We start from the raw sequence: 18372 nt of genomic DNA, 5'->3' as shown, positions 1-18372 counted from the left end.
AGCCCGCTATTAACGGGCTTTTGTTTACAGACTGAATCAGCTGTTATTTTTTGGCTGGAGTCGCTATTTTGGCAATGAGGGTTTTGATTTCCTCAAACTGGGCTTTTAGTTGTTCCAACGAAGTTTTGCCTTTGGAATCGGCGCTTAACTTTTCAGTTTTTGTTACCAGATCAGCAACATTTTTCTTGATATCGTTTGATGCATACTCTTTCGGGATGTTACTTTGGGAAAGCTTTGCCGAGCTGTTGGCAAGTGTTTCTGCAAAGTAGAAAGGAGTCTTGTTGTTGGTCTCAATATTCATATTGATTCGGGCAGCAACATCCTGTACCGATTTCAATTGCGGCCAATTCGTAGTTTTTTGCTGTGCATTAACTGCAGTAACCGCCAGAAAGAATGTCAAAGCGGCTATGAATTTTAGGTGTTTCATAGTTTGTGAATAGTTTTAGTTTCAAATATAGTAAGAAGTGGGTTAATGTTTTTAATTGGAATGAAAAAACGTTTCAACAGTAATCCACTATATAAAAAGGCAATCGTTCAAAACCCTAAGCTGATGGCTAAAATAGCCGGTATTTAAAAAAAACATCGGTGGCAGAGAACTTTGACGATTGAGAATTGTAATTAAGGATGTCGCGTTTCAGGTTGTATCTGACACCAAGCGAAAAGCTTTTCCATGTAAAACCACCTCCTATGAAAACACCGGTTGAGTTAGAAATATCGAATTGAGGCGACGAATACTGAGAGTATACATAACTCAGCTTCGAGTCCAATGCAATATTCAGGCTGAAACCAGCTTCAATCGTAATTTTGGATTCTTTGCCCACGAACATGCTGTGGCGGACGCCGACCGGTATAGGAACAAAAGAATATTCAAATAGATTTCCATTATCCTGAACTTTGGCATCCTGATATCCGGCACCGACAAACATGCTCCACTTATGACGGTTGAAATTGAATACATATTCCATTTCGAGCTGAGGCAAAAAGGAAGTGCCTGAGGCCGAAACATTGCGTTCTCTTGAGCCATCGTGAAAATCGTTACCAAAAAACGAGGCTCCTACTGAAACATTGAGGTGTAACGGATTGCCAGATTTGCCTGCTTCTTTCTTCTCTTTTAATTCTACCGCACCGTAACGGACGAAGAGCGCGATAAGTTGATTGTCCTGATAATCGACAGCGTTAATTTCAGGAACTGTAAGCCCATCGGCCAGGAACAACTGCAGCAATTGTTGCTTATAGGCATTGTTCTGGAATACCTGCTGTCCGTTGCCTTTATATTCCTTGTACACGAGTTGTTCTGCGTGGTCGTGTGGTTCTTTGCTAAAAAAATATCGTGTAAGTCCGTGGTCACGATAGTAATAAAGCGCTGACTTACCTGTCGCTAGTGCCTTAAGCAATGCACTTTCTTCACGCCATTCCGGCGCGGGGCTAACGGTTAGGTCGTTGCTGTTCGTAGCGGACGTGTCTACCTTGACGTAGAATCTTTTGTAGCGATGAACTTCGCCTACAGAAAATTCCTGGATCTCGCTTTTGTCTATAGTTGTTGATTGGGCTGTTTCTGATGATTTGAATTCGATTGATTCCGGATTGTTGAGCCAATCTGAATTCTTTATCCAACCCTCAACTTTCTGATTTTGATTATTGATGTAATAACCAGGTTCAAAAGCTATCTGTCCATAGCAAGAAAAGCCTATGAGCACTGTAAGCAATAAAAAATGTTTCATTTTGTATTAGTTAGGTCGCCAAATATAAAGATTTATTCGGCTATGCGATTGGTCTTCATATTTCGACAATTCAGCCAGTTTTAATTGTCCGACTTACCAGATATTTTGCAAATTCGCATCAAAATAAACCAACCATGAAAATTTTTACGCTGCTGTTTCTTATTCTCTCAGCGAGCCTTGTGGCACAGGTCAACGTCGGCGGAACCATTACAGACGCAAAAGGAAATCCAATTCCCGGGGCCAATATTTTCATTGAAGGAAGTTACGATGGCGCGACTTCTGCCGAAGACGGAACTTTCAATTTTACAACGTCTGAAACAGGCGTAAAGACACTGACTGTCAGTTTTCTCAGTTATGAAACCCAGCAAATCAGTATCGACTTGGGCAATGTTCAGCCCATAACGGTAAAACTGCGCGAAAGTGTCAATACGCTCGATGCGGTCGTAATCAATGCCGGAAGCCTTGAAGCAGGTGACAAAGCGAGGAATTCGGTGTTGAAACCTTTGGATATCGTCACCACGGCAGGTTCCGCTGGAAATATCATTGCCGCATTACAAACGTTACCCGGAACGCAGAATGTAGGCGAGGACGGACGTTTGTTCGTCAGAGGGGGCGAAGCAGATGAAACCCAGACTTTCGTCGATGGATTGCGTGTCGCACAGCCTTATAATGCCACCACGAATAATTTGCCAACGCGTGGCCGTTTTTCTCCTTTTCTTTTTAGTGGAATCGCTTTTTCTACCGGAGGATATTCGGCGGAATACAGTGAAGCCTTGTCAAGTGTTTTGTTGCTCAATACACAGGACGAACCGGATCAGGACAAGACCGATCTTTCCTTTATGACCGTCGGGTTGGGTGTGGGGCATACCAAAAAGTGGGAGAAAAGTTCCGTGAGTGCCAACGTGGCTTATATCGATCTGGCGCCATATCAGGCATTGATCCCACAAAACGTAGATTGGAACCGTCCGTATCAGTCAGGTTCGGGAGAAGTGGTGTATCGGCGTAAATTTGAAAATGGCCTGTTGAAACTCTATGCGGCTTTTGATGCTTCTCACTTCGATATTAATCAGGACAGTATCGGCGCCGTCCGTCCGACACGTATCAATCTTAAAAACAACAACCTGTACGTTAATACTTCTTACAGGGCAAATCTGGGAAGTAACTGGGATTTTTTCACGGGCTTTGGTTACGGATTGGCTAAGAATGACATCAGAATTGAGTCGGACAGAGTCGAAAACGAGGAAAATGCCGCTCACTTCAAAGCCCGTGTCCAAAAGAAATTCAGCGACAGGTTCAAACTTTCCATGGGAGGTGATTATTTCCTGACCCATTTCAACGAAACCTATCAATTCGAACGCGGCCTTGTTTTGGGAACCGATTATAAATCCGGAATCGCAGCAGGTTATGCCGAAGCCGATATTTTCTTTTCAAAGAACCTCGCCCTTAAAGCTGGTGTCAGGGCATCGCAAAATGATTTGCTCGATGAAGGCAGTATTTCTCCCCGCATCGCACTCGCGTATAAAATTCCAAAACGCGGACAGTTTTCATTCGCATATGGGGAATTTTCCCAGTCGCCGAATCAGGGTTATCTCAAGTTTTCAAAATTCCATCAGTTTGATAACGAACACGCCACGCATTATATCTTAAACTATCAGTATACACGTGACAAGCAAACATTACGAGCCGAATTCTATTACAAAAAATACCGCGACCTGGTTCGTTACGATTCCCAGACCGCCAGTTACGATTCGTTCTATTCAAACGATGGATTCGGATATGCCAAAGGAATCGATTTGTTCTGGAGAGACGGCAGAAGCATCCGCAACCTCGAATACTGGGTTTCGTATTCGTATATCGATACCAAAAGGTTATATCGCAATTTTCCCGTAGAAGCCACGCCGTCATTTGTTTCAGACCATACGCTATCTGTCGTCACGAAATACTGGGTCGAGAAATGGCGTTCACAAATCAGCCTTACGAATTCGACAAGCAGCGGGCGTCCGTATGAAAATCCGAATCTTCCGGGTTATCTTGAAAGCAAGACCAAAATGTACAATAGTCTTAGCCTGAGCTGGGCGTATCTGTTGAGTCAGCAGAAGATTTTGTATTTTTCAATGTCGAATGTCCTCGGAACGCAGAATGTCTTTGGATATGAATATTCCCGACGTCCGGATGCCAACGGAATCTATCAGGGGCGTGAGATTACACCGACGGCCGACCGGTTTTTCTTCATTGGCTTTTTCTGGACTATCAGCAGCGATAAGAAGAGCAATCAGTTGAATAATTTGTAGGAAGACGAATGACGAATGATGAATGATGAAAGATGAATGATTGCTTATTAATATCCCGATTCGTCACCAAAATCCGGCAACTCATCCTCATTTACTTTCCAATCTCCAATAACACCAATACTTTTGAATCAATAATCAGCATAAAAATCAATCTCATGAAATCAGTACTTTACATTTTTACGTTTTTTATCGCCTTTTCTATGCAGGCTCAAAGCAAATATGAAGAAGGCATGAAAAAAGCCTTTGAGCTTTGGGGGCAGGGAAAAGATTCCGAAGCATCGGCCATGTTCGAACGCATCGCAGCCGCCGAAAAGAACAACTGGCTCCCGAATTACTACGTGGCATTGGTCAACACGACAGCTTCATTCAAGACAAAAGACCGCGCCCAGGTTTCCGCCTTGCTCGATAAAGCCCAGAAAGCACTCGACATCGAATTCGACAAACAACCTTTGAATTCGGAACTTTTGGTGCTGCAGGCACTTATCTACACCGGCTGGGTTGCCTTCGACCCGATGACATACGCCATGAAATATTCGGCCCAGGTTACGGATTTATATGATAAAGCCCAAAAAGCCGATCCGACAAACCCGCGTGCCGTTTTCGGAAAAGCCGAATATGAAATGGGGGGCGCCAAATATTTCGGGTCAGATACGGCTCCCATGTGTGCCGAAGTCAAGCGTTCGATAGATTTGTTCGGCAAGTTCAAGCCGGAAACGCCATTCCATCCAAAATGGGGCTTGGATCGAGCCATTGAAACATTGAAGGACTGTAAGCAATAAAAAAAACAAGGAGTCATGCAGGATAATTTAAGTGCAATGAAGCTGAGTTTCCGGGTCGTTCCCAGGTTGCTGCTGTTGAGTGTCGGGATATTCTGCATTTTGCTGACTTACAATTATGTGTTCGGTTATCGCGACTATACCGCGGCAAGGCTGGGGGCAATTTTTCTCTACACCACACTGTATACGTTCGCGCTCTATTTTGCCAATGCCTGGTACTTTTGTCTGCTCGATAAGAAATTTGAAGGCAACAGGTTTTCGGTCAAAAGAGTAGGGTTGGGTTTTGCCGGTTCGTTCCTTATTTCGCTTACGGTGATTTTCGGGTTGCGGTTTTTTGAAGATGTTGTCCTCAAAGGAATCGATGTGAATCAGTTCATCACAGAAGAATCGGCAGGCAACTACATGTTCGCTACCGTGATGACGTTCATAATCACGCTGTCGCTGTATTCGGTCGGATTCTATCGCGCTTATCAGGAGAACCGCGTCAATGAGCAGAAGATAATCGCGGGCACGGCATCGGCTCGTTTTGAAAGCCTCAAGAATCAGATCGATCCGCATTTCTTGTTCAACAGCTTGAATGTACTTACCTCTTTAATTGAAGAAAATCCGGAACAAGCCAGAAAGTTTACCATTTCTCTTTCAAAAGTTTATAGATATGTACTTGAACAAAAAGATAAAGATTTGGTTCCGTTGTCGGAAGAGCTTTCGTTCGCCAATTCATACATTCAGTTATTGCAGATGAGGTTTGAAAGCGGGCTGGTTTTCGAGCTTGGTTCAGGTATGGAAGATGAGAATCTCAAGATCGTTCCGTTGTCGCTCCAGTTGCTTTTGGAAAACACCATTAAACACAATGTCGTCAATTCAGATAAACCGTTGTCGATCCGGATTTTTCAGGAAGGCGGCATGCTGGTCGTGCAAAACGGGCTTCAGCCCAAGCAATCCCTGAATGAAAGTGCAGGTGTGGGCTTGAGAAACATCATCGACAGATATGCGCTGCTGACTAAGAAACGAGTCGTCATTGACAATTCAAACGGATATTTCACGGTTAAATTACCGCTTTTAACACATAGAGTGCATATGGAAACTATTATAGAAAACAATCAATCAGAACGTTATCTGATGGCTCAGAAACGGGTTGAGGACCTCAAATCATTTTACGGAAACCTAGGGTCTTACCTGGTTATGAACACCGGCCTGGCCGTCTTGAATTTCATGACCTCGCCACAATACCTTTGGTTTTTCTGGCCGCTCGCCGGTTGGGGCCTAGGTGTTCTTTTTCATGCCATCAAAGTCTTTAACCTGGTTCCGTTCATGGGTCGTGACTGGGAAGAGCGCAAGATCCGTAAAATCATGAATCAACAAAAAAATCAAAACTGGAACTGAAATGAGTACAGAAGGAATAGAAACGAACCGCCAGCTGCGTGAGGCGAGAAAAAAAGTACGCGAAATACGTGGGTTTTATATCCATTTGACAGCATATTGCATCGTAATCCCGATATTGATACTCATCAATGTGCTCACAGTGCCGGATTTTTACTGGTTTCCGTTCTCGATGATCGGATGGGGCTGCGGCTTGCTTTTCCACGGCCTGCAGGTTTTCGGATACATTCGTCCTGACTGGGAGCAGCGCAAGATGAAACAGTTCATGGGGTCAGATTACAATGGGGCTTATGATACCAAATCGTCTTATCAATCCATTACGGAAACGGCTCAGTTTGCGCGTGCCCGCAAAAGGGTTCAGGCATTAGCCGGATTCTATAAGCATCTCGGCATTTACCTGATTATAAACGGTTTCAACCTGGCTTCCAAATATTTCAGGCTCGACGACGGAGAAGCTTTCTTTACATTCGGTAATTTCTCGCTGGCGTTCTTTTGGGGAATCGGATTGGCAATACACGCCATGAATACTTACGGCACGGCGGTTTTGTTCGGGCCTGATTGGGAAGAACGCAAAATCAGGAAGTTCATGAATGATAGGGATAAGCCCGAAACCTGGGAATAATCTGCCAAAGAGCTAATACTATGCGAATTGTAATCATTGAAGACGAACTTCCCGCCGCACGTGCCTTGGGCAGAAGATTGGAAAAGCTGGGTTTGCAGCCTGAAACAATGCTGCATTCGGTTGAGCAATCGGTAAATTGGTTCGGCCGGAATCCGCAACCCGACCTGATTTTTCTCGACATACAGCTTTCGGACGGTCTTTCATTCGAGATATTTGAAAAAGTAGACATCTCAAGTGCCGTAATCTTCACCACGGCTTACGATGAGTATGCGCTGCGGGCTTTCAAGCTCAATAGTATCGATTATTTGCTCAAGCCGATAGACGATGACGAACTCGCGTCGGCAGTGGAAAAATACCAACGACAGAATAAACCTGCGTTGCCATCTGAAATAGATTTTGCCCAAATACGGAAGTTATTGTCGAATCCGGCAGAGAAGCAATATCGATCACGTATAACAGTTAAAGTCGGAACGAATCTCAGGGTTATCCCGATAGCTGAAGTAGAGTGTTTTTACAGTGAGAATAAAGGTACTTATCTACATACATCGGACAATCGCGACTATCCGATAGATCTTACACTCGATGCTTTGGAAGCCGAACTCGATCCGTCGGAATTCTTTCGCATCAGTCGCAAATTCATTGTTCCGTTAAGGTCAAGTCGGGAAATGTCGGTTTACAGTAACTCGCGCTTAAAGCTCAATCTGCCTACTTACAAAGCAGAAGAAGTTGTCGTCAGCCGCGAGCGGGTACAGGATTTCCGGAATTGGCTCGGCGGATAGGAAGCGTGTGGTGCAGCGAAAGCATCAGTTGTGATTTCGAGGTTTTTTCAAGCATCTGGTTCATCCAGCCCAGTTGTATTCCAAAGTTTTTCGTCAGCCTGTAACCTGCGCCAAGATAAATGCGGTCACGGTCGAATACAGATGGTGTATCGTCATTCCGTTTTCCGTTAATGAAAATCTCGTTGTATAAAGCCGCGTAAATGGTTTTCTCTTTGATCGACGTGTTGTTGAGTGGAATGTCGATAAAAAGGCAATAGCGGTATCGGGTGTTGAAATCACGGTCTTCCATAAACCGTTGTTCGTAACGAAAACGGTGACGGATTGCCACGCGTCCAACTTCCTGTCTCAGGATCGCTTCCTCGTAAATACGGTTTTCACGATGCGGATTGTCCGGCGTTTCTTCTGCTTCAGATAAAACATAAGCGTATCCGGCTGCTATTGAAAAATTCGTTTCAAGATTATATCTGATGGCTGGGCGAACAAGTAATTGCTGTAAATCTCCGCCTAAATCGTGATTGCGAAACTGGATTTCAGGCTCAAAAGACCATTTTGAATTTTCAGGTTTGATCGATCCAAAGTAAATATACCAGGCACCAAGGTCAGATTGGCCATAAAAGACAGGGCAGGCGAGGAGCATCGCCACGCAAAGGAGTTTTTTCATGCGTGCAAAAATAAAAATCCCGGAAGATTCATGATGAACATTCCGGGATTTCCTCTTTAAAAAAATAATTACTCAAAAAGGGACATTATTTCTTTTTTCGTCTTGCCGATTTTTTGTTGGAGTCGGCCCCACATTTCGTCGTCTTTTCCTTCTTCGTATGTTAAATCATCGTCGGTAAGTTCGGCGTATTTCTGTTTGATTTTGCCTTTCATCTCGTTCCAGGCACCTTTGATTTCGGTTGAATTCGGCATGATTTCTTTTGCTAAGATTATACCGAAAGTTAGTTTTTAGATGATTGAAGTTGTTATACGAATACGGGCTTGTATTGTAGAATGTGTTGGTTCTTATATTTAATCTATTGTTTATATAGATTTACTTATGTATTTGAAAAACAATAAAATAAATTTACACTATAGAATTTAATTATTGCTTTTGAATTGCGTATTTAGCGATAATTTAAAGATAATTCCAAACAGCAAAGATGCTAAAACAAGATGTGCGGCCTGTGTGCCGAACGGGAATCCGGCATATGCCATAGCAATGCCGGTAAGGCCTTCAAAAACGAGAATGAGAAAAATGTTTCGGGTTTCATTTTGGGCTCGTCCAATCTGCCTGCTTCTTTTGGCAAGCAAAAAGGCGCAAAGCAAAATGATGATTGAAAAGCTGCGGTGGAAATAAAAGACGAATCCCGGATCGGTCAGCACCTGGAACATGTTTTCTTCGCCGACAATTTTAACCTGCATATCTACAAACTGCCTCAGTTGTGTGCCGGCTATAATCTGAACCAATATAAGTGAAGTCGTTATCCATGTGAGATTGCGAAAGCGTTTATCTGTGGTTTTTCCCGATGTTTCCCGTGAATCTAAATGAAGGATGTAAATCAGCGCCGCGACAATCAACAATGCGACAATCATGTGGATCGTAATCTTAATCGGGTTTAAAACCGAATAAACCACCGTTGCTCCAAGCCAGCCCTGGAAGCCCATTAAAAACACCGTAAACCAGCTTAACGCAGTAATTGAAGGCTTTTTCTTCCGAAGCCTGAATGACAGAACTGCCGTAATAAAAACAGCGATCCCTGCCAATGCGCCCGTAAGTCGGTTCAGGTACTCGATCCAGGTGTGTGTCGGATTGAAAATAGCGTAATCGTGTTTGGTGTAGGCGCGCCAGTCTTGAGGGTTGTAGTTTTGCCCTGTGGTTACGTCCGCTTTAGCGACCCAAAGTGCTTCGTCGTGAATGATGACCTGGCCTTTTTCAAATACTTTTCCGGGACGCCAGGTAAGTTGTTCGATGTCGTCCGGCGGAATCCAATAGCCAAAACATTTAGGCCAGTCCGGGCAACCCATACCTGATCCGGTCATCCGAACCAAGGCTCCGGCTAAAATAACGCAATACACTAAAAATAAACTCATTCTGCCCCATGATCTAAAGTTTTTATTTTCTTTTTCAGACAATCCTGATTCCATGGTAAATGTATTTTGCAGATTAGTGTTTGACTTCAATTCCCATTTTTTTTGCCTTTTCGACAAGGAAAGAAAACGCGGCTTCATAGTCGTTTTGGATTTCTCCTTCGAGTATCGCTTCTTTGATGGCTTCTTTCAAAACCCCGACTTCGCGCGAAGGTCCGAGCCCGAATCGCTCCATGATTTCCTCACCCGTAACCGGCGGCTGGAAATTGCGGACACGATCGCGTTCTTCCACCTCGATGATTTTCTTGCGAACGAGGTCGAAATTTTCATGGTATCGTCGGAATTTCTTGGGATTTTTGGTTGTGATGTCGGCGGAACATAAAGTCATCAAGGCATCAACGTCATCGCCTGCATCAAAAACCAATCGACGCACGGCGGAATCGGTCACTTCTTCCTGAGCCAATACAATCGGTCGTGAACTCATGCTGACCATTTTCTGGACGAACTTCATCTTCTGGTTCAGCGGCATATGCAATCGTTCAAAGATCTTTTTGGCCATCTTTCCGCCAACGAATTCATGTCCGTGGAAACTCCAGCCGTTTTTCTTGTGATGCCGCTTTGTAGGCGCTTTTCCAATATCGTGGAGCAAGGCAGACCAGCGTAGCCAAAGGTCGTCTGTGTTTTTGCAGATGTTGTCGACTACTTCAAGCGTATGATAAAAGTTGTCTTTGTGTGTATGTCCTTCAGATTCATCGACGCCTTTGAGTGCCGTAAGTTCCGGAAGGATTATTTGAAGCAAGCCCGATTGTTCGAGCAGTAAAAAGCCAACTGATGGTTTGTCGCAAGCCAGAATCTTATTGAGTTCTTCGGCAATACGTTCGCCGGAAATGATGTTGATTCGGTCTTTATTTCGCGAAATCGCATCAAAAGAATCTTTTTCAATGTCAAAACCAAGCTGGGTCGCGAATCTAATTCCTCTCAGCATACGCAATGGATCGTCGGAATATGTGATGTCAGCATCAAGTGGTGTACGGATGATTTTGTCCTCAAGGTCTTTGATTCCGTCGAATGGATCTACAAGTTGTCCGTAATCATGCGGATTTAAAGAAATCGCCAACGCATTTATCGTGAAATCGCGTCGGTTCTGGTCGTCGGTCAAACTGCCTGATTCCACAAAAGGCTTGCGGCTGTCTTCTGAATACGATTCTTTTCTCGCGCCGACAAACTCAATGTCCGTATCCTGGAAACGAAACATCGCCGTTCCAAAGTTTTTGAAAACCTGGACTTTCGGTTTTTTGGGAATCAGTTCCGATGCCTTTAGGGCAAGGTCAATCCCGCTTCCTGCTGCCACAATGTCGATATCTTTCTTGAAATCGCGTTTGAGCAGATAATCGCGGACGAATCCGCCAATGACATACGATTCAATGCCAAGTTCGGCCGAAGCGTTCGAAATGATTTCAAATATGGGATGTTTCAGTGCGTCCTGGTAATTCGCCACTGCAAAAAGGTATTCGTTAGAGCTTGTTTATTTCCGGATGACCTTTACCTGTAAATCGCTTCCGAGTTTGATGATCGTCGACGATTTTACGGCTTTGGTTTCGCGCTCCAAATTTACAACATAGTCCACGCCGTTTATAATACGCGGGTCAATTTCTTTGAACGACATGGGCGTGGGTTCGCCGGAAATGTTGGCTGATGTGGAAACGAGCGGTTTTTTAAGCCGTTCCAGCAATTTGAAACAAAACGGTTGTTTGATGATGCGCATGCCAAGTGTGTTGTCCGGAGCGATGATGTTTTTGGCCACATTACGTGGATTGTCAAGGATTAAAGTCGTCGGTTTTTCAGATAAGTCGAGGATTTGCCAGGCTACTTCCGGGATTTCATTAAAAACCTGATACAACATTCTGTCTCCGTTGACAAGCACAATCATGCTTTTGGATTCTTCGCGTTGCTTGAGGTCGTATATTTTCTTCACGGCCTCTTCGTTCGACGCATCGCACCCGATTCCCCAAACCGTATCGGTCGGGTATAAGATGATGCCGCCGTCTTTGAGGACTTCGTAGGCTTTGTGTACTTCTTGTGAAATATCCATCTAGATTTCTGAAATGGTTTGTTTTTGTTTGAGCGATTCCTTTAACGGCGCGCCTTTGAGCAATAAAACGAGCAGGGGGAAATTCTTCGGTTTGAGCAATCCGCTGAAACTATATTTTACTGATAAAAATAGCCAGACGCTTAGCCAGCCAAAGAATCCGTAGTGTTTCCGTATGATATACAGCAATGAAATTTTCAGCTCTTTTTTAATCCCGATGCTTCTCGGTGTGCTTATTCCATGAAAATGCACGAATTCCGCCGATGGGATCAGCCAGGCCGTTTTCCCTTTATCGGCAAGTCGTTTGCACAAGTCGGTTTCTTCGTAATACAGGAAAATATTGGTGTCAAATCCGCCCACTGCGTAAAAATCAGTAGCGCGTACGAACATGAAACTTCCGGGAACAAAGCCGGTTTTTACAGGTTCGGTGTATTTTTTCTTTCGGTTCGGATACTTTTTGGAATCGATTTTTTCAAGCATGCTTCTGCCGAATATTTCGCGTCCGGGCGAGGCTAGATGATCGAGTGAAATCAACTGGCTACCGTCTTCTTTATATGCCTGTCCGCCAGTGATTCCGTAATTGGGGTTGTTTTCCATCGCCTCAAAAAGGAGCGAAAGACAATCGTTTTTGAAGAGCGTATCGTTATTGACGAAAGCCAGATATTTTGCTTTTACGGCAGACAAAGCTTCCATGTTTCCGCCACCAAATCCTGTATTGATACGGCTTCTAATCAAAGTATGATGCGAATCTGCCAATCCGTTGATTCCATTTTCCAACATCGCGAAATTGTCGTAATGCGAATTGTTATCGACAATCACAACCTGATAATCCAATCTGTCCGAAGTATGTTCGGCAATAGATTTCAGGCAATGCAGCGTATGTTCCGCAGAATTGTAATTGACAAGGATGACGGCTACCTGATGCATCATAAATATTGGCTGACGCCTTTTTCAATGAACTTCACTTTGTTGAGCGTAATTTCATTTTCAATGGCGTGGTTGTGGGCGACGTGTGTTTTGGATTGTTCCTTATGATAAATATGGAAGGCGATTCCGCAATGTTTGAGCCGTCGGCCTTTGATGCCAATGTTGTGCAGCCGCTGGATCAGTTCCGAATCATCCTGTCCCCAACCGGTAAGTCCTTCGTTGAATCCGTTGACCTCGATCACGTCTTTTCTCCAGAACGACATATTGCAGCCGCGTAATTTGGATGATTTTTTATCGATGCGTTCTTCAAATAGCATAAACCACGGCATGCGCAAAGCCCGTGTCCGTTTTGAGATATGTGAGGAAAAAAAGTTGAATTCGATTAGCTTTTTCGCGAACAATTCCGGCAGTTTTTCCTTGTTGATGGTAACACGGGAACCAAACAGGTACAATCCGGGTTCGGCAAACGTGAGGTGATCTTCGACAAAATTCGGCTGCATGATAATATCGCCGTCGATTTCAATAATATAGTCGCCTTTCGCCTGAGCCAGCGCTTTGTTCATGATTGCGGGTTTACGGTTTCCGTGGTCTTCATGGAAAATGTGGATCAGCGGAACGGGAAAATCCTGTTGAAACTGTTTGATAAGCAGCGAGGTTTCTTCGCGCGAACCGTCATCGGCAACAATCACTTCATCCGGAAGCACCGTCTGGTTGCGTACGCTGAGCAAAAGCAACTCAAGCGCTTCGGGCCAATTGTAAGTTGGCGTAATGAGGGTTGAACTCGGAAAAGGCTTCATTCAGATCGCGTCTCTATAATTTATTATACAAAGAAAGCCCAAAAGAAAGTATTTTTGCAACAAAAGGAACCGAATGGTATACGATTGCTTCATTTTTTTCAACGAGCTCGATTTGCTCGAAATCCGTCTTAACGAACTCGATTCCGTAGTTGATAAATTCGTTATTGTTGAAGCCGACAGGACGTTCCAGAACAAACCAAAGCCATTCATCTTTGAAGAGAACAAGCAACGGTTTGAGAAATTCCTAGACAAAATCATCCATGTCAAACTGACGAAATATCCGTTGTTCCTGCCAGTAATCAATCCGCGGACGGCCTGGAAAATGGAATTCTATCAAAGAAACAGCATTGTAAAAGGGCTTCGCAACTGTCGGCCGGACGACATAATCCTGATAAGTGATGTGGATGAAATTCCAAAAAAAGAAGTTATTCGCAAATTCTCGCTACATGGAATTGACCGGATTTTTGGGGTAAAGATGGATATGTTCATGTATTTTTTCAACCATAAACTCATTTTCGATGGTGGAAGCCAAATGGACAGGCTGGAGTCAAAGAACGGAATATGGCATTGCATGGTTGCACTTCCTTACCGTTTGCTTCACGAAGCCCCGAACCGCTTGCGCAAAACAGTCATGCGAACTGTAAGACGTGGTGCAAAGTATCCGATCATTCCAAATGGCGGCTGGCATTTCAGTTATATGGGCGGATTTGATAAGATTGTCCAAAAACTAGAATCTTTTTCCCATACCGAATACAATCTGGATCAATACAAAAAGAAAGAAGTTGTCGAAGAGCTGATCCACAGCGGAAAAGATATTTTTGGACGCGACCTGGAATTCAAGGTAGTCGACAGAGTGGAAAACATGCCGGACTATTTTTCAAATCCGGACGTGCAGGAACGGTTCAGTGATTATTTTCTTGAATATAAACCTAAGCCATGAGTTTGAAATTTGTGGTTTCTCCGGCTTTTTCGGCTTATTCAGATGCTGTCCGGAAGTGTATCCAAAACTTCTGGTCGACTGGAAAAGTGCTTGCTTCCGGGCGGAATACCATCCGGATTTTTGATATTGACGGACTACAGGTAAACATCAAAGCTTTCAAACTGCCGAATCTCGTCAATCGATTTGCATACAGTTATTTCCGGAAATCGAAGGCACAACGTTCTTTTGAATTCGCGACCAAATTATTGCAGATGGGAATCGGTACGCCAAAACCCATTGCTTATTCCGAACATACAAACTGGTCCGGACTTCGCGAAAGTTTTTATGCGAGCGAACACCTCGATGCCAAACTGACGTATCGCGAACTGGTCGAAATCCCTGATTATCCGGATCGCGACAACATCCTGCGCCAGTTTACCAGATTCTCCTATAAATTACACGAACTCGGCATAGAATTCAAAGACCATTCGCCGGGAAATACACTAATCCTGGAAGATGCTCCCGGCCAATACAGTTTTTATCTCGTCGATTTAAACCGGATGGAATTCCACGATAAAATGCCGTTTGAATTGCGTATGAAAAACCTGAGCCGCCTGACGCCACACAAAGAAATGGTCGCCACGATGAGCAATGAATACGCCAAGGCTTCAGCAGAAGACGAAACTGTGATATTTGAAACCTTATGGCGTTTGACGGCCGCGTTCCAGCACAGGTTCCACCGCAAAAGACGCCTCAAAAAGAAATTCCTTTTTCGCAAATAAATCCGCTAAAAAGTGGTATTATTCGCCGCTCAAAGAACGCAATGAAAGTTTCGGTTATTATTTCCACATACAATAAAGAAGAATGGTTGAGAAAAGTCCTCGTTGGCTTCAGTGTCCAGACCGAAAAAGACTTTGAAATTGTAATTGCAGACGATGGTTCGACCGAATCCACCAAAGCCATAATTGATTCCTTTAGCGGAAAATTCCAAAACCCGATTATCCACGTCTGGCAGCCTGACAACGGTTTCCAGAAACCCATGATACTGAATAGAGCCATTGTAAAAAGCAATGCGGATTACCTGATTTTTACAGATGGCGACTGCATTCCGAGAAATGATTTTGTCGAAACCCACGTCTCTTTCCGTCAAAAAGGCCATTTTCTTTCAGGCGGATATTTAAAACTTCCGATGCTGGTTTCAGAAGGTATTTCAGACGATGACATCAGGAACCAACACTGTTTTGATCTGGTTTGGCTACATCAGAAAGGCCTTCCAAAATCGACCAAGAACAACAAGCTCGCCGCCAAAGGACAATGGGCAAAATTGATGAACCATATCACACCTACGCGCGCAACCTGGAACGGCCATAATGCGTCCGGCTGGAAATCAGATCTGGTAAGCGTCAACGGATTCAATCAGGATATGGCTTACGGTGGCGAAGACCGTGAATTGGGCGAAAGGTTGTTCCATATCGGGATCCGTCCAAAACAGATACGATACAGTGCCGTTGTAGTCCATTTGGACCACGAGCGCAAATACGCGACACCGGAAGCCTGGGAAAAGAACAATGCGATACGGAAATACAACCGCAAGCATTCGGTAAAAAGAATAGAAAACGGAATCGACCGGCTTTAAAGCACGGCCTTGAAGAAGGTGTCGAGTTCGCTCAAGATATGTTCCAACGGATATTCCGCGAAGAACTCAAATGTATGTTCCTTGATATATTTTTCGTCATGTGCCTCATAGATTTCAGGCCTGATGTCTTTGAGATGAATTGAAACATTCTTTTCATCCTCAAAAATCTGCCAGGTTTCCTTATCTACCGACGGTGAGAAAATCGAAAAGGTCGGTATGTCAAGCGCCTTGGCCATATTGACCGCGCCGCCTTCGTTGCCGATCAGCATATCGCATTGGGAAAGCAACCCGATAAAATCACGCAGGTTTTGGGCATAAAGGTCAAAGAAAATGTGGTCGCGCGTTTTTTGGGAACAGAAGTCGTACAGCTTTTTCGCATCGTCCAATTGGGATGGAATGTAATTGAACAGCAATTGTGAGCCGGTTTTCTCAACGGTAAAGTCGAGCAGTTTTGCCATTTGTTCAAGCGGATAGGTTTTGTACCATTCACTTCCGAGGATGCCGATCATGGCCAGCGGTTTCAATGGATCGACCGAATTTGCGAGTAATGTCGATTTGGCTTTTGAGATTTCGGCTTCCGCAAGGAAAATTTTCGGACGGAAATTGGTTATGCGACCAGCGATTAACGGTTTGAGTAAACGAAGCCGGTTTTCTATCGCCGCCCCAAGTTGGCTTTTTGTCCATTTTTCGACACGTTCAATATTGTGGTTGTAGAAAATTGCGGAATAGCCTTTTTTGTATGAAATTCGGGTGGTTGCGCCAGAAAGTCCCGTAATCAGGTTTGTTTCGAGCTTGCTGTAAACGTCGATGACGATTTCGTATTCACGCTTTCGGATGCCTTTTATAAAGTCCAGAAGCTTGAGATATGACTTACGGACGGGATTGCTTAGTGTAATGATCGATTCGATATTCGGATTGTGTTCGAGGACAGCGGTGCAATTCGGGTAACACAAAAAATCGATGTGTGCTTCAGGGTAATGTTCTTTTAAGATATTACACAGAATGCTTGAGGTGAGCACATCACCGATACGTTTTTGCTGAATGACCAGGATTTTCATAGTGCGAATTTACAACCTATCAATCGTTTCAGATGGGGCAGACGAATAAATAATAAAAATAGACAATAAACAATAATTTTAGCCATGGCTATCAGCGGATTGGTAATTACGTTTAACGAAGAAAAGATGATAGGAAAGTGTGTTGAGGCACTTTTCCGGGTTTGCGATGAAGTGATCGTGGTGGATTCGTTAAGTTCAGATCGCACCGTCGAAATCGCCACATCTAAAGGAGCGACTGTCATATCGCAGGCTTTTCTTGGTGATGGGCCGCAACGGACGCATGGTCTTCCGTATTGCAAAAACGACTGGATACTAAACCTCGATGCCGACGAATTCCTCGATGCCGATGCCGAAAGATTCATTCTCGACAAAAAATACCTTTCAGGCAATGTCGATGCGTGGAGTTTCCGTGTAAAGAATTTCCTTGCAGACAAACTTATCGATTTCGCAGGCTGGTATCCGGACCATAAAGTTCGGTTCTTTGATAGGCGTACGGCGCATCCATCGGCGGCACGTGTCCATCAGCATATCGAAGCGACAAACGAAAAACGTGTCCCGGTCCATATTTTACATTACGGATGGGACTCATACGACCAGATCATTTCCAAAAAGAACCAGTATTCCGGTTGGCATGCCCAGCAATTGTACGATCAGGGAAAACGAATCGGGCCTTTTAAACCTATCTTGAATGGCTGGTGGGCATTTACCAGATGTTATTTCTTTAAAAAAGGATTTCTGCACGGCATCGACGGATTCACGATTTCACTCATACAGGCTTTCTTTTCACATATGAAGTATGTGAAGCTTTTGAAATTGCAGAAGAAATACAGAAAACAATGAGACTTTCCAGAATACTTATTACAAGGTTTGCGATGCCTGTCTTGTTTTTCACATCGTTAAATGCATTCAGCCAGGTTGAAAATTCAAAGCTGATCACCGGCTGCTGGAAAGTCGTCGAAGTACATTATGATGACCCGACAGATCAAACCGAAAAGTGGAAAGAACGGCTGAATGCCGAATTATGCTTCTCAGATTCAGGGGTATATTATTCCCCTGACGAAAAAGACAGTGAAGACACATATAAAGTCTGGCAGATTTCAGATTCTGGTTCGACCATTTTTCTGAGTAATCCGGATGTAATCGATTCTTTTGCCCGTTTCAAAATCTCAATGCTGACCGAAAAAAAACTAGTATTGGAACAGGACAAAAACCGGACTGTTTATCAAAAAGTAAGCAGATAGAAACCTAAATTCAAGGGGACGCAAGGTTCCGTAATGCAGTTTCAATGAGTCTCAAAATCCCAGACT

General features: G+C 44.0%; 20 protein-coding genes. 10 read left to right on the top strand and 10 right to left on the bottom strand.

The annotated features are described in order from the left end of the window. Window positions 1-43: 43 nt before the first annotated feature. Complete coding sequence (locus G6047_RS14470; protein WP_169528346.1) at window positions 44-427, bottom strand: hypothetical protein; 384 nt, start codon at window positions 425-427, stop codon at window positions 44-46. 127 nt (window positions 428-554) lie between these two features. Continuing rightward, the gene (locus tag G6047_RS14465; protein WP_169528345.1) at window positions 555-1721 is read right to left on the bottom strand and encodes a hypothetical protein; all 1167 of its coding nucleotides are present in this window, start codon (window positions 1719-1721) and stop codon (window positions 555-557) included. 134 nt (window positions 1722-1855) lie between these two features. On the opposite strand from G6047_RS14465, the gene G6047_RS14460 reads away from it, so the two are divergent. The 5 genes from G6047_RS14460 (at window position 1856) to G6047_RS14440 (ending at window position 7569) form a co-directional block, all read left to right on the top strand. Further along, window positions 1856-4012, top strand: a complete 2157-nt coding sequence (locus G6047_RS14460) for a TonB-dependent receptor (RefSeq protein WP_169528344.1) — start codon at window positions 1856-1858, stop codon at window positions 4010-4012. A 155-nt stretch (window positions 4013-4167) separates the two neighbouring features. Continuing rightward, complete coding sequence (locus G6047_RS14455; protein WP_169528343.1) at window positions 4168-4791, top strand: hypothetical protein; 624 nt, start codon at window positions 4168-4170, stop codon at window positions 4789-4791. 15 nt (window positions 4792-4806) lie between these two features. Beyond that, the gene (locus G6047_RS14450) at window positions 4807-6171 is read left to right on the top strand and encodes a 2TM domain-containing protein (protein ID WP_235946567.1); all 1365 of its coding nucleotides are present in this window, start codon (window positions 4807-4809) and stop codon (window positions 6169-6171) included. Window position 6172: 1 nt separating this feature from the next. Next, window positions 6173-6790 (top strand): 2TM domain-containing protein, encoded by a 618-nt coding sequence (locus tag G6047_RS14445; RefSeq protein ID WP_169528342.1) that lies wholly within the window; start codon window positions 6173-6175, stop codon window positions 6788-6790. A 20-nt stretch (window positions 6791-6810) separates the two neighbouring features. Further along, window positions 6811-7569, top strand: a complete 759-nt coding sequence (locus G6047_RS14440) for a LytR/AlgR family response regulator transcription factor (protein WP_169528341.1) — start codon at window positions 6811-6813, stop codon at window positions 7567-7569. Here the strand turns inward: G6047_RS14440 and G6047_RS14435 are convergent. The 7 genes from G6047_RS14435 to G6047_RS14405 all read right to left on the bottom strand — a co-directional run bounded on the left by G6047_RS14435 (window position 7523) and on the right by G6047_RS14405 (window position 13452). Continuing rightward, window positions 7523-8230, bottom strand: a complete 708-nt coding sequence (locus tag G6047_RS14435) for a DUF2490 domain-containing protein (protein WP_169528340.1) — start codon at window positions 8228-8230, stop codon at window positions 7523-7525. The genes G6047_RS14440 and G6047_RS14435 overlap by 47 nt on opposite strands. 68 nt (window positions 8231-8298) lie before the next feature. Further along, window positions 8299-8481, bottom strand: coding sequence for a CsbD family protein (locus G6047_RS14430; protein WP_169528339.1), 183 nt, complete (start codon window positions 8479-8481; stop codon window positions 8299-8301). A 168-nt stretch (window positions 8482-8649) separates the two neighbouring features. Continuing rightward, window positions 8650-9642: a COX15/CtaA family protein gene (locus G6047_RS14425; protein WP_235946566.1), complete on the bottom strand. Its 993-nt coding sequence runs from the start codon at window positions 9640-9642 to the stop codon at window positions 8650-8652. Between the two features lie 73 nt (window positions 9643-9715). Next, entirely contained in the window at window positions 9716-11137 is a 1422-nt protein-coding gene (locus G6047_RS14420) for a CCA tRNA nucleotidyltransferase (RefSeq protein WP_169528337.1), read from the bottom strand. A gap of 27 nt (window positions 11138-11164) precedes the next feature. Beyond that, the gene (locus G6047_RS14415; protein ID WP_169528336.1) at window positions 11165-11731 is read right to left on the bottom strand and encodes an L-threonylcarbamoyladenylate synthase; all 567 of its coding nucleotides are present in this window, start codon (window positions 11729-11731) and stop codon (window positions 11165-11167) included. Then, complete coding sequence (locus G6047_RS14410) at window positions 11732-12658, bottom strand: glycosyltransferase family 2 protein (RefSeq protein WP_235946565.1); 927 nt, start codon at window positions 12656-12658, stop codon at window positions 11732-11734. After that, complete coding sequence (locus G6047_RS14405; protein WP_169528335.1) at window positions 12655-13452, bottom strand: glycosyltransferase family 2 protein; 798 nt, start codon at window positions 13450-13452, stop codon at window positions 12655-12657. Before G6047_RS14405 ends, G6047_RS14410 begins: the two co-directional genes overlap by 4 nt. Before the next feature lie 73 nt (window positions 13453-13525). Between G6047_RS14405 and G6047_RS14400 the strand changes: the two genes are divergently transcribed. From G6047_RS14400 to G6047_RS14390, 3 genes are read left to right on the top strand one after another with little or no spacing between them, the layout of a single operon-like run. Further along, window positions 13526-14392, top strand: a complete 867-nt coding sequence (locus G6047_RS14400) for a glycosyltransferase family 17 protein (protein ID WP_169528334.1) — start codon at window positions 13526-13528, stop codon at window positions 14390-14392. Beyond that, window positions 14389-15153 carry a lipopolysaccharide kinase InaA family protein gene (locus G6047_RS14395; protein WP_169528333.1) on the top strand — a complete coding sequence of 255 codons (765 nt, stop codon included), beginning with the start codon at window positions 14389-14391 and terminating at the stop codon, window positions 15151-15153. Before G6047_RS14400 ends, G6047_RS14395 begins: the two co-directional genes overlap by 4 nt. 41 nt (window positions 15154-15194) lie before the next feature. Beyond that, window positions 15195-16007 (top strand): glycosyltransferase family 2 protein, encoded by an 813-nt coding sequence (locus G6047_RS14390; protein ID WP_169528332.1) that lies wholly within the window; start codon window positions 15195-15197, stop codon window positions 16005-16007. On the opposite strand, the gene G6047_RS14385 is transcribed toward G6047_RS14390, so the two are convergent. Further along, the gene (locus tag G6047_RS14385) at window positions 16004-17065 is read right to left on the bottom strand and encodes a glycosyltransferase family 9 protein (protein ID WP_169528331.1); all 1062 of its coding nucleotides are present in this window, start codon (window positions 17063-17065) and stop codon (window positions 16004-16006) included. The two genes, G6047_RS14390 and G6047_RS14385, sit on opposite strands and share 4 nt — an antisense overlap. An 84-nt stretch (window positions 17066-17149) precedes the next feature. Between G6047_RS14385 and G6047_RS14380 the strand changes: the two genes are divergently transcribed. Together G6047_RS14380 and G6047_RS14375 are read left to right on the top strand one after the other, a co-directional pair. Beyond that, window positions 17150-17905, top strand: a complete 756-nt coding sequence (locus G6047_RS14380) for a glycosyltransferase family 2 protein (protein ID WP_169528330.1) — start codon at window positions 17150-17152, stop codon at window positions 17903-17905. Then, window positions 17902-18306 carry a lipocalin family protein gene (locus G6047_RS14375; RefSeq protein ID WP_169528329.1) on the top strand — a complete coding sequence of 135 codons (405 nt, stop codon included), beginning with the start codon at window positions 17902-17904 and terminating at the stop codon, window positions 18304-18306. The genes G6047_RS14380 and G6047_RS14375 overlap by 4 nt, the downstream gene beginning before the upstream one ends. Window positions 18307-18372 lie beyond the last annotated feature (66 nt).

Origin of the sequence: Flavobacterium silvaticum (assembly GCF_012911565.1) — a bacterium.
GTDB lineage: Bacteria > Bacteroidota > Bacteroidia > Flavobacteriales > Flavobacteriaceae > Flavobacterium > Flavobacterium silvaticum.
The sequence above is the reverse complement of the archived record's forward strand: the minus strand, read 5'-3'. Positions and strand labels throughout refer to the sequence as shown.